Genomic DNA, 12,030 nt, shown 5'->3' with positions numbered 1-12,030 from the left:
CTTAAAAACTTGACCACAAAAGATCAAAGATGCTCGCGTCCACTGTACAGTTCTCAAGCTACCGGGCGAGGCCGGCGAGACGGGCGGGGCTGGCGCGGCGGGCGGGGCTGGCGCGGCGGGCGGGGCCGGCGCGGCGGGTGGGGGCGGGCAGGGGTCGTCCGCCGGGTTGGCGGCGGCCCGGAGGGCCTGGTTGGCCCGGTCGGCCCGGTGGGCGCGGCGCCGGGGCTCGGGGGCCGGCCGGGGCCCGGGGGCCGGTGGGCTCAGCTCCGCCAGCACGTCCTCCAGGAGGCGCCCGCAGACCAGCGCGCTCGGGGGTCGGTGGGCCGGGTCCTTGGCGAGCATCCGCTCGACGACGCGTCGCAGCGGGGCGGGCACGGACGTGGGCAGCGGCGGCAGGGGCGTGTTCACGTGCGCGAACGCGATGTCCACCTGTGTGGGGCCGGTGTACGGGCGCCGTCCGACGAGGCACTCGTATGCCACGATCCCGAGCGCGTAGACGTCCCCGGCGGCCGTCGCCACCCTCCCCATGGCCTGCTCCGGCGGCAGGTACTGGGCGGTGCCCATGACCATGCCGGCCGAGGTCATCGGCGGCTGGTTCGCACCGAGGGAGATCCCGAAGTCGGTGAGCTTGACCCGGCCGGCGGGCGTGAGGATGAGGTTCGCGGGCTTGACGTCGCGGTGGACCACGCCCGAGCCGTGGACCGCGTGCAGGCCGCGGCACGCCTGGACGAGGATCGGCAGCAGGGCGAGGGGCCCGATGGTGCCCTCCCGCTCCAGGCGCGCGGCGAGCGTCTCGCCGCGCACGAGCTCCATGATGAGATAGCCGGAGCCCTGCTGCTCGCCGTGGTCGAGCAGCGCCGCGAGGTTGTCGTGGCGCAGCCCGGCGGAGTTACGGGCCTCGGCGCGCAGCCGGCCGAGGAAGTGCTCGTCGCCGGCCAGCTCGGCCCGGAGCACCTTCGCGGCGACCGTGCGGCCGATCCGGCGGTCCTCGGCCTGCCACACCTCGCCCATGCCGCCGACGGCGATGAGCTCCGTCAGCTCGTAGCGCCCGCCGAGCACCAGCCCGGCGCGCGGCTTCACCGCCACCACCGGGTCACTTGCCCAGCACCGCCTGCATCACGGCGCGGGCGATGGGGGCCGCGGTGGCGGAGCCGGAGGCCCCGGCGCCGTCATTGCCGCCGTTCTCGACCACGACGGCCACGGCCACCTCGGGCTTGTCGGCGGGGGCGAAGCCGATGAACCACGCGTGCGGGGCGATGCCCTTGGCGATCTCCGCGGTGCCCGTCTTCCCGGCCACCTGGACGCCGTCGATCTGAGCCTTGACCCCCGTGCCGTTCTCGACCACGTCGACCATCATCTGCGTCAGCTGGTCCGCCGTGCTCTCCGAGACGGACCGGCGCAGCTCGTCGGGCTTGGTGGTGGAGACGACCTCGAGGTCGGGGGTGAGCTCGCGTGCGACGAGGTAGGGCTGCATCTGCACGCCGCCGTTGGCGACGGCCGAGGCCACCATCGCCATCTGCATGGGCGTGACCCGCACGTCCTTCTGGCCGATGCCCGTCATGCCCAGCTCGGCCTGGCTCTGCGGGTCGCCGAAGCGGGACGGCGAGACCGTCAGCGGCACCTCGAGGGGCTCGCCGAAGCCGAACGCCTCGGCCTGCTTGCGCAGCGCGTCGGCGCCCATGTCCATCGAGAGCTGGACGAAGGGCGTGTTGCACGACTGGCGCAGGGCCTGGGTGAGCTCGACCTGGCCGGACCCGTTGCCGCACGGCAGGCCGCCGGGGTTGTTCACGATCTGGGTGGACTGGGGCAGCTGGAGCTCGGTGGGCGCCGGCACCATCGAGTCGGGGGTGTAGTTGCCGCTCTCGAGCAGGGCCGCGGCGGTGATGACCTTGAAGCTCGAGCCGGGCGCGTACTGGTCCCCCGCGATCGCGCGGTTGACCAGCGGCTTGCTCTTGTCCGCGCTCAGGGCGTCGAATGCCGCCTGGGCGTCGGCGCGCGAGTGGGTGGCCAGCGCGTTGGGGTCGAAGCTCGGGCTCGACGCCATGGCGAGGATCGCGCCGGTGGTCGGGTTCATCGCGACGACGGCGCCGCGCTGGTTGCCCAGGCCCTCCACGGCGGCGAGCTGCGCGGCGGGGTCGAGCGTCAGCTCGACGGCGCCGCCCTGGGGCTGGTCGCCCGTGATGAGGGTCTGGATGCGCTGGAGGAGCAGCGAGCTCGACGTGCCGTTGAGCACGTCGTTCTCCGTCTTCTCGAGCCCCGTGATGTCGTTGAAGGCGGTGGAGAAGTACCCGGTCACCGGGGCGTACAGCGGGCCGTGCGCGTAGGAGCGCTGGTAGCCGTAGACGTCCTCGACCGGGGCCGAGGAGGCGATCGCCTCGCCGGCCACGACGATGGGCCCGCGGTCGCGCCCGTACTCGCGGTAGATGGTGCGCACGTTGCGCCCGTCGCTGTTCAGGTCGGACGCCTGGAAGAACTGCACCGACGTCGCGGAGATCATCAGCGCCAGGAACATCAGCGCCACGATCGTGGCGAGATGGCGGACCTGGGTGTTCACTGCAGCGTCACCACCTCGGTGGGCTGCCCGTCCGTGGGCTCGGCGCCCTCCGGCCGGCCGGGGTGGCCCGCGGCGCGGACCGGGTGGGGCGCGGGCTCCGGGGCGGGCGGCGCCGGGCGGCGCGCGGCGTCGGAGATGCGCATCAGCAGCGCGACGATGATCCAGTTCGACACCAGGGAGGAGCCGCCCAATGCCAGGAACGGCATGGTCAGCCCCGTCAGCGGGATGAGGCGCGTGACGCCGCCGACGACGACGAAGCACTGGAACGCGATGACGAACGCGAGGCCGGAGGCCAGCAGCTTGCCGAACCCGTCGCGCGCGCCGATCGCCGCGCGCATGCCGCGCTCGGCCAGCACCAGGTAGAGGGCGAGGATGGCGATCAGGCCCGTCAGCCCCAGCTCCTCGCCGAGGGAGGCGATGATGAAGTCGGAGTTGGCGTACGGCACGAGCTGCGGTTCGCCGGCCCCCCAGCCGGTGCCCATGAGCCCTCCGGAGGCCATGCCAAACAGGCCCTGAACCACCTGGCCGGAGCCGCCGGGGTCGCGGTTGTAGACCGCCGGGTCCAGCGCGTGGAGCCAGACGTCGAAGCGGGCGCCCACGTGGGGGAAGAGGGCGGCGGCCGCCAGCGCCCCGCCGGCGAAGAGGACCAGGCCGATCAGTACCCAGCTCAGGCGTTCCGTCGCCACGTAGAGCATGGCCACGAAGAGGCCGAAGAAGAGCAGCGAGGTGCCCAGGTCCCGCTCGAAGACGAGGACGGCCAGGGAGACGGCCCACGCCAGGAGGATCGGCCCGAGGTCGCGGGGGCGCGGCAGCTGCAGGCCGAGCACCTTGGGGCCCGCGAGGGCCAGGTTGTCCCGGCTGCTGACGAGGTACCCGGCGAAGAAGACCGCCAGCACGATCTTGGCCAGCTCGGCCGGCTGGAAGGAGAGCAGGGAGCCGAGATGGATCCAGATCCGCGCGCCGTTGATGCTCACGCCCAGGCCGGGGACCAGGGGCAGCATGAGGAGCAGGAGGCCGAGGACCATGGCCGTGTACGTGTAGCGGCGCAGCACGCGGTGGTCCCTGAGGAACCACAGCACGGCGACGGCGGCGGCGATGCCCACCACGGTCCACACCACCTGCCGGTCGACGTTGTCGCCGGAGCGGCCCGCCGCCTCGTAGGCGACGTCGATGCGGTAGATCATCGCCAGGCCGATGCCGTTGAGGGTCAGGACGACCGGCAGCATGACCGGGTCCGCGTAAGGCGCCCGCCAACGCACCAGCAGGTGCGCGACGAGCGCGAGGAGCGCGAACGCGCCGCCCTGCGTCCACAGCGCGGCGGGCAGCTTCCCGGAGGTTGCGAGCCCGATCTGCGCGAACGCGCTCAGCGTCAGCACCAGGGACAGAGCGAGGAGCACGAGCTCCGAGGCGCGGCCGGTGCGGGCCCGCTCGTGGCTGACGATCGCCATCAGGCGGCGCTCCCGGCGGGGGCCGCCGGCGCTGCACCCTCCGCCGCCGCGGTCTCCCCGGCGTGCGCGGGCGGGGTCGGCGCCGGGGTCGGCGTCGGGGCGACGACGGGAGGCACCGACAGGCGCAGGTTCTCCACCACGGAGCGCGCGTCGGCGAGGGAGCCACGGGTGATGGGGCTCTCGAGCCGCGCCTGCGCCACCTGCGGCAGGTCCTCGACGCGCAGGTCGGTGCGCTCGTGCAGGCGGGCCAGGTGGAGCGGGCCCACCTCCTGCGGGATGCCGCGGTAGATGGCCACGTACTGGCCGGCGGGGGCGACGAAGTACTGCGTCTGGGTCCAGGAGTAGCCCGCGTACCCGGCCCCGGCCAGCGCGGCGAGGACGAGGACGGTGGCCACGAGCCACCCCACCCACCGTCGCCCGCGGGTGGGCACGGGCTCGTCGTCGGCGAGGACCTCCTCGGGGGAGGGGGCGCGCGAGGAGCTGACCAGCGCAGCGGCGCGGGCGGCCGAGCCGTTCCCGCCGCGCGAGGCGCGCAGCCGGTCGACGGCGGCGCTGCCGACCACCTGAGGGTTCGTGTCCGCGCGGATGCCGGGCTGGTCGTCGGTGGAGAGCATGTCGGCGATCACGCACGTGACGTTGTCGGGACCGCCGCCGCGCAGCGCCAGGGAGATCAGCTCCTCGGCGCAGGCGCCGGGGTCGTCGATGGAGGTCAGGGTCTCGGCGATGGTCTCCTTCGAGACCACGCCGAAGAGGCCGTCCGAGGCGAGCAGCCACCGGTCCCCGGGGACGGCCTCGCGCAGGGACTCGTCCAGCTGGACGTCCCCGTCGCTGTCCCCGAGGGCGCGGAGGATGACGTTGCGCTGGGGGTGGTGCTCCGCCTGCTCGGGGGTCAGCCGGCCGGTGCTGACGAGGTACTGCACGAAGGTGTGGTCCTCGGTGACCTGGGTCAGGACCCCGTCACGCAGGAGGTAGGCGCGCGAGTCGCCGATGTGGACCATGGCCAGCTTGTTGCCGGAGCGCAGGATCGCGATGCACGTGGTCCCCAGGCCCGCGAGGTCGGCGTCGGCGTCCGAGCGCTCCATCAGCTCGGCGTGCGCGGCGGCGACGGCGTCGCGCAGCAGGTCGAGCATGTCGTCGGCGCCGTGGGCGTCGTCGAGGACCGCCAGGTGCGCCACGGCCACCGAGGAGGCGATGTCGCCGCCGGCGGGGCCGCCCATGCCGTCGGCGAGGACGAGCAGGTGCGGGCCGGCGTACCCGGAGTCCTGGTTGCCCGAGCGCACGAGGCCGACGTCGGAGCGGGCGGCGAAGCGCATCTGGATGCTCATGGGCGCGCCCCGGTCACCGACGCAGCTCGATCAGCGTCTGGCCGATCCGCACCGGGGTGCCCGTGCTCACCTCGATGGGCTCGGTGATGCGCGCGCCCCCCACCATGGTGCCGTTGGTGGACCCGAGGTCCTCGATCCACCAGGTGCCGTCCTTGGGGAAGAACCGGGCGTGCCGGTTGGACGAGTAGTCGTCGTCGAGGACGAGCGAGCAGCTCGGCGAGCGGCCGACGAGGATCGAGGAGGGGCCCAGCGGGATGGTCGTGCCGGCGAGCGGGCCCTGGGTGACGACGAGCCGGGAGGGCCCCGTCCGGTCGGGTGCCCGGGTGTGTGGCGCCGCGGGACGCGGCGCGGTCCGGCCGCGCGGGCGGTCGCGGCCCGGGCCGCGGGGGGTGACGCGCGTGCCGAAGATGTCCTTGCGGAGCACGCCGAGGGCCGCGAGGACGAAGAGCCACAGCAGGGCCAGGTAGCCCAACCGCAGGAGGGTGACGACGAGCTCGCTCAACGGCCGGTCACCTGCCGCCGTCGGCGTCGTCGCCCTGCTCGTCGGCACCGGTCCAGAACATGATGCGGGTGCGGCCCACGGTGATCGTGTTGCCGTCCACCAGGGTGGCGGCGTCGATGCGGTGACCCTCCACGAAGGTGCCGTTGGTGGAGCCGAGGTCGGTGGCGATCACGCCGCCGGGCGTCACCCGGACCTCGAGATGGCGGCGGGAGACGCCGGAGTCGTCCACGACGATGTCGGCCTCGCTGCCGCGGCCGATGACCGTGACGGGGCCGGTCAGCAGGTAGCGCTGGCCGTCGATGTCGACGATGGGGTGCCGGGCGGAGGCGACGGCGGACGTTGCGGGCGCGACGGCGCCGCGGCGCGTCGCCGAGCGCACGTGGAAGCGGCCGGTGGTCAGCGCCTCGTCCTCCTCGAAGCCGACCTCGACCGGGCCGACGAAGGAGTAGCGCTGGGAGGTGGCGTGCTCGGTGGCGGCGCCGACCATCTCGTCCGCGAGGGCCTCGGCGCCCCACTGCTCGATGTGCTGGAGGTCGCTCGGCGCGAGCTCGATGACGAACTCGTTGGGCACCACGGTGCGGCCGCGGGAGACGGCGGCGGCGCGGTCGTCCATTTCGCGGCGGACGGCGGAGGCGATCTCCACGGGCTTGACCTCGCTGCGGAACGCCTTGGCGAACGCGGCGCTCACGACCTGCTCGACGCCCTTCTCGAAGCGGTCCAGGACACCCATTGCGCACCTCCTTCCACCTCGAGCGGTCCGACGCCCGGGCGGTCGCCGGGCGCGGTCGCCGGGCGGGTGCCCGGCCGCCGGAGCACAGGCCCGGCACACTGATCGTAACGACGCGCCGCCGGAATGGGCGCATCCGGGCGCCCGGCGCGTGCCGGGACCGCCGCCGCGACGCCGCTGGTGGGCGGCCCGGGGCGGCCCTGCCCGCCTGTGACGGGCGGCGTCCCGGCGGCCCCGGCGTGGGCGGGCGACCCGCCTCCGGCCGCTCGGGTGCGGGACCGCCCGCCGTGGCGGGCGTGTCGCGGATCACCATGGGCAGGGTCCGGAACGGTGCGAGGAGGGCCGCCGGCGCGTGCTAATGTTGCCAGCGCTGTTCAACAGCAAGCGCGAGTGGCGGAATAGGCAGACGCGCACGGTTCAGGTCCGTGTGCCCGAAAGGGCGTGGGGGTTCAACTCCCCCCTCGCGCACGACCACAGATCCGCAGGACCCCACCGAGAATCCGGGGCCCTGCGGATCTTTTTATCCCCCCACAGAGGGAGGTCCTGGCACCAGCCGCCACGAGAGCGTCCACCCGCAGATGTAAGGGCGCCGGCGGGCCGCGGGCCGGCCTGCGGCTACGGCTTGGCGGGGACGGCGAGGTTCGGGCCGATGATCGTCGACCCGTCTTCGAGCTGCCCGGTGAAGTCGTCGGGCAGGAGGGTCGCGGTCACACCCTGACCGGCCCCGCGGCCGATGCTGACGGTGATGCCCCGTTGGGTGAAGTCCTCGTCGTTGGCCCAGCTGCCGCCCGCGACGGCGTCGTCCTCGGCGGGTCCGTCGAGAACGATGACCATCCACCAGGGGTGTTCGGCGGTGCCTTGCGCGGCGTAGACGAGTGCGCCGTCGACCTCACCGATGCGGCGGAGGTTGCTGTACTCCTCAAGAGGGAGCTCCCGTCCGTCGGGGAGTACGTCCTCGGCGGTGGCGAGCCGGTCGAGGGCGGCGAGCTGGGGTGGGGCGGCGGGTTGGGAGCTGCCGCAGCCGGTCATGGCCAGCCCGGTGATCACGGCGGCAGCCGCGGTCCTTCTGGGCGGGGCCCTCATGGCCGGACGGTACCGGTGATTCGGGTTCGGATGGTGGTCGTCCTGCTCATGCCGTGCGCGACGGGGCGGGGTACTGCCGGCGGTGGCGCCGTTCGCTGATGTCGCGCACGGTTTTCTCCGCGGTGCCACCGTCAAGAACCACCTCTGGGGCCGCTGCGCGTGGCCTCACGGCCGGGCGTCCCGGCCAGGTCAGCTGTACGGCTGACAGGCCCCAACGTGCGCGGAGCTCCTGCATCACCAGCCGGCGGTTACTCCCGCCATCGCTGGCGGATCTGCGCCATGCTGGCGGCACCAGTGGACAGGCAGGAGGAGCCATGACCGGATCCGGAACGGGGACCAAGGATGATCCGTGGGTCTTGCGCACGCCTCCCGGGACTTCCGAGTACACGATGTACCGCGACGAGGACGCGGATCCGCCGACCCTCGTGTGCGTCGTCGGCACGACCACACTCACCTATCAGGCGCGGGCGGTCGAGGACCTGCACGCCATGCTCCGCGAGGCCGGGGACTGGGTGCCGCTTGGCGCCGCCGACGAGCAGAAGCCGGCCAAGGACGGGACCGTCGAGGCCTGGGGGCGGTCCGAGACCAATCCCGTGAGCGGCTGGTACGGCCTGCGGAAGGGCTACCGCGGCCGGTTCGGGATGTACCTGCCGCCGCTCCTCGAGGCCCTGGGCCTCGCCGAGGTCGAGCACAACGCCCGGAACAACCGCATGCGCGCCCTCTGAAGCGCGTGGCCCTGACCGGCGCGCTCGTGGGCGCCGGGCAGGGCGTCACCCGCGGCACGAGCGCACTTGCCCACCTGCACGATCGCCTGCGCCGAGCGCATTCGTGGCCGACCTCACCCGCCAGTTTCGGAACATTCAGCTCGGGAAAGCGGTTGAGACGAGTGCCGGAGATCAGACCGCTGACGGGCTGACGCTCCACGGCAGAACACCACGGAACATGGCCCGGGGCGAAGCCTTGCCCGCACCCGACCTCGAGGGAGATCACACGATAAACAAGCGAACTCACACGGTTCCCTGCCCGATGTGCGACACGGTGGGCCCGACCCGGGAGGCCTCCAGCCTCATCGGCACCGCCATCGGGATCCCGTCCTACCGGGCGCTGTCCCGGGAGTGCTCGGCCTGCCGCGGCACCGGCCGCATTCGGCCGGCGCGCCGGCAGCGATCGATGGGCGACGTCCTGATAGGCCTGCGAGCGCGGTTCTCGCTCGCCAGCTGACCAGGCCTCGCTCCGGGGAGCGCCCCCCGACGTTGCCCCCGACGGCCGGTCACGGACCAGGTCCTCGATGCGTGTGCACGGGCCGAGCTGGGGCTGGTCGTGGTCCACCTGGTCCGCGGGCGTGGTAGACGGAGCCCACGTCAGCGACGGTGATGGTGGTGCCTGCAGCGCCGGTGCCCGGCCGGGGCGACTCGACGGTGGTGCGGCATTCGAAGGTGGTGTCGCCGGCCCTGTTGCGTGTCAATCCTCACACTGGTGTCAGACTCCATCGAGGAGCCCGCAGCCGGCGGGGGAGCCCCGCCGTCACTGGGAAAGACCCCGCCGGGACCAAGGTCGTGGGACCAACGGCCGGGGGACCCAAGGCCCCCGACTTGGCGACAGGTGGCTGCCTAGCGTGGGTCATCGGCACCATCCTGGTGCCCGACCCAGGAGCCAGCAGTGAACACCTCCGCCATCGACCAGCTTGTCGCCCGGGCCCAGGAGGCGCTCGCTGCCTACGACGCCCTCAGTCAGGACGACGTCGACCGGATCGTCAAGAAGGCGTCGGTCGCCGCCCTGAACCAGCACGGGGTCCTCGCCAGGGCCGCCGTCGAGGAGACCGGGCGGGGGGTGTTCGAGGACAAGGCGACGAAGAACATCTTCGCGTGCGAGAACGTCACCTACTCGATGCGCGGGCTGCGCACGGTGGGGGTGATCGGCGAGGACGAGCTCAGCGGCATCGTGGAGATCGCCGAACCCGTGGGCGTCGTCGCCGGCGTCACGCCGGTCACGAACCCGACGTCCACGGCCATCTTCAAGGCCCTCGTCTGCCTCAAGACCCGCAACCCGATCATCTTCGCCTTCCACCCCGGCGCGCAGGAGTGCTCCGTCGCCGCGGCCCGCATCGTCCGGGACGCGGCCGTCGAGGCGGGCGCCCCGGAGCACTGCGTGCAGTGGGTGGAGGAGCCGTCCATGGCGGCCACCGGCGCCCTGATGAACCACCCCGGCGTCGCGCTCATCCTCGCCACCGGCGGCAACGCCATGGTCCGCGCCGCCTACAGCTGCGGCAAGCCGGCCCTGGGGGTGGGCGCCGGGAACGTGCCGGCCTACGTGCACGCCAGCGCCGACCTCGGCCGCGCGGTCACCGACCTGGTGATGTCCAAGGCGTTCGACAACGGCATGGTGTGCGCGTCCGAGCAGGCGGTCATCCTCGACGAGGAGATCTACGACGAGGCCCTCGCGGGGATGGAGCGGCTGCACGCCCACTGCGCCACGCCGGCGGAGAAGGCGATGCTCGAGGAGTTCATCTTCGGCGTCGGCGCCGACGGGGAGAGCTGCGGCGAGGCCAAGCTCAACGCCGCCGTGGTCGGCCAGTCACCCGTCTGGATCGCCCGGGAGGCCGGGTTCACCGTGCCGGAGGACACCTCGATCATCCTGGCCGAGGTCTCCGGGGTCGGGCCGCAGGAGCCGCTGACGCGGGAGAAGCTGTGCCCGGTGCTGGCCGTGCTGCGGGCGACGTCCACCGAGCAGGGCATCCGCTACGCCGAGCAGATGGTCGAGCTGGACGGCCTGGGTCACTCCGCCGTCATCCACGCCACCGACGGCGAGCTCGTGCGCGAGTACGGCTCGCGCGTCAAGGCCGTGCGGATCATCGAGAACTCACCGTCGTCCCTCGGCGGCATCGGCGACGTCTACAACTCGTTCCTCCCGTCCCTGACGCTGGGCTGCGGCTCGTACGGCCACAACTCGGTGTCCAACAACGTCTCGGCGGTGAACCTCATCAACATCAAGCGGATCGGCCGCCGCACCAACAACCTCCAGTGGTTCAAGGTGCCGGCGAAGACCTACTTCGAGCCCCACGCCATCCGGTACCTGTACGACATGGAGGGCATCAGCCGGGTCACGGTCGTCACCGACGCCACCATGACGCGGCTGGGCTACGTCGACAAGGTGCTCGACGTCCTGAGCCGGCGCGGCAACCGCGTCGCGCTGCAGATCATCGACGACGTCGAGCCGGAGCCGTCGATCGCCACCGTGCGCCGCGGCGCGGAGAGCATGCGGGCCTTCCGCCCGGACACGATCATCGCCCTCGGCGGGGGCTCGCCCATGGACGCGGCCAAGGTGATGTGGCTGCTCTACGAGCACCCGGAGATCCGCTTCGCGGACCTGCGGGAGAAGTACCTCGACGTGCGGAAGCGCGCCTTCCGGTTCCCGCCGCTGGGGGAGCTGGCCAAGCTTGTGTGCATCCCGACGTCCTCGGGCACCGGCGCGGAGGTGACCCCGTTCGCCGTCATCTCGGACCCGGAGACCGGCTACAAGTACCCGCTGGCCGACTACGCCCTGACCCCCTCGGTGGCGATCATCGACCCCGAGCTCACGGCCGATATGCCCTCCACGCTCGCCGCCGACTCCGGGTTCGACGCCCTCACCCACGCCACCGAGGCGTACGTGTCCGTCTACGCCAACGATTTCACCGACGGCCTCGCCCTGCACGCGATCAAGATGGTCTTCGAGAACATCGCGGCGTCCGTCAACGGCAGGCGGGACGGGCTTCCCGGCGTCGAGCTGGGCAAGGCGCGCGAGAAGATGCACAACGCCTCCACGATCGCGGGCATGGCGTTCGGCAACGCGTTCCTCGGCATCGTCCACGCCATGGCGCACACCGTGGGCTCGACCTACCACCAGGTCCACGGCCGCACGAATGCGGTGCTCCTGCCCCACGTCATCCGCTACAACGGGCAGGTCCCGACCAAGCTCACCAGCTGGCCCAAGTACGAGCGGTACGTCGCCCCGGAGCGGTTCCAGCAGATCGCCGCCCACCTGGGCCTGCCGGCCGCGACGCCGGAGGAGGGCGTGGAGTCCTACGCCGCCGCCGTCGAGCGGCTGCGCGCCGCGCTGGGCATGCCCGCATCTTTCGCGCAGATGGGCATCGCGGAGGTCGAGTTCATGCCCAACCTCGACGCGCTGGCCATGCGCGCCTTCGAGGACCAGTGCGCGCCGGCGAACCCGCGCCTGCCGATGCTGGCCGACATGAAGGACATCATGCAGGCGGCCTACTACGGCGTCGGCGCCGCGCAGGTCCGCGCGGACCGGGCCGCGGCCGGGGCGGCGGCCGACGGCGGACCCGAGGCCGAGCCCGGCCCGGTCACGGCGGTGGCGCCCGCGGCGGGGGGGTGACCGGCCGGCGGCCC

General features: G+C 72.8%; 8 protein-coding genes, 1 tRNA gene and 1 pseudogene. 3 read left to right on the top strand and 7 right to left on the bottom strand.

Annotated features, from left to right (window positions below):
• The 6 genes and pseudogenes from EJK16_RS00885 to EJK16_RS00860 all read right to left on the bottom strand — a co-directional run.
• Positions 1–1,086, bottom strand: a 1,086-nt coding sequence (locus tag EJK16_RS00885) for a serine/threonine-protein kinase (protein WP_240645694.1), incomplete at its 3' end; no start/stop codon positions are given.
• A gap of 7 nt (positions 1,087–1,093) precedes the next feature.
• A complete protein-coding gene (locus EJK16_RS00880) occupies positions 1,094–2,554 on the bottom strand; it encodes a penicillin-binding protein 2 (protein WP_127125387.1) in 1,461 nt (486 codons plus the stop codon).
• Entirely contained in the window at positions 2,551–4,002 is a 1,452-nt protein-coding gene (locus tag EJK16_RS00875) for an FtsW/RodA/SpoVE family cell cycle protein (RefSeq protein WP_127125385.1), read from the bottom strand. Before EJK16_RS00875 ends, EJK16_RS00880 begins: the two co-directional genes overlap by 4 nt.
• The gene (locus EJK16_RS00870) at positions 4,002–5,327 is read right to left on the bottom strand and encodes a PP2C family serine/threonine-protein phosphatase (protein WP_127125383.1); all 1,326 of its coding nucleotides are present in this window, start codon (positions 5,325–5,327) and stop codon (positions 4,002–4,004) included. The genes EJK16_RS00875 and EJK16_RS00870 overlap by 1 nt, the downstream gene beginning before the upstream one ends.
• Before the next feature lie 13 nt (positions 5,328–5,340).
• Positions 5,341–5,829 carry an FHA domain-containing protein gene (locus EJK16_RS00865; RefSeq protein ID WP_127125381.1) on the bottom strand — a complete coding sequence of 163 codons (489 nt, stop codon included), beginning with the start codon at positions 5,827–5,829 and terminating at the stop codon, positions 5,341–5,343.
• A 67-nt stretch (positions 5,830–5,896) separates the two neighbouring features.
• Positions 5,897–6,559, bottom strand: a pseudogene (locus EJK16_RS00860) (FhaA domain-containing protein); the annotation flags it as partial.
• Between the two features lie 381 nt (positions 6,560–6,940).
• Between EJK16_RS00860 and EJK16_RS00855 the strand changes: the two are divergent.
• Positions 6,941–7,024: transfer RNA gene (locus EJK16_RS00855), tRNA-Leu, on the top strand.
• Between the two features lie 147 nt (positions 7,025–7,171).
• Here EJK16_RS00855 and EJK16_RS00850 read toward each other — a convergent pair.
• Positions 7,172–7,639, bottom strand: a complete 468-nt coding sequence (locus EJK16_RS00850) for a hypothetical protein (RefSeq protein WP_127125377.1) — start codon at positions 7,637–7,639, stop codon at positions 7,172–7,174.
• A gap of 314 nt (positions 7,640–7,953) precedes the next feature.
• On the opposite strand from EJK16_RS00850, the gene EJK16_RS00845 reads away from it, so the two are divergent.
• A complete protein-coding gene (locus EJK16_RS00845) occupies positions 7,954–8,364 on the top strand; it encodes a DUF6855 family protein (RefSeq protein WP_127125375.1) in 411 nt (136 codons plus the stop codon).
• A gap of 934 nt (positions 8,365–9,298) precedes the next feature.
• A complete protein-coding gene (gene adhE, locus EJK16_RS00840; RefSeq protein WP_127125373.1) occupies positions 9,299–12,016 on the top strand; it encodes a bifunctional acetaldehyde-CoA/alcohol dehydrogenase in 2,718 nt (905 codons plus the stop codon).
• Positions 12,017–12,030 lie beyond the last annotated feature (14 nt).

This window comes from Georgenia sp. SYP-B2076 (assembly GCF_003991205.1).
Classification (GTDB): domain Bacteria; phylum Actinomycetota; class Actinomycetes; order Actinomycetales; family Actinomycetaceae; genus Georgenia.
Note: the sequence above shows the minus strand (reverse complement) of the source record. Positions and strands in the feature narration are given on the sequence as shown.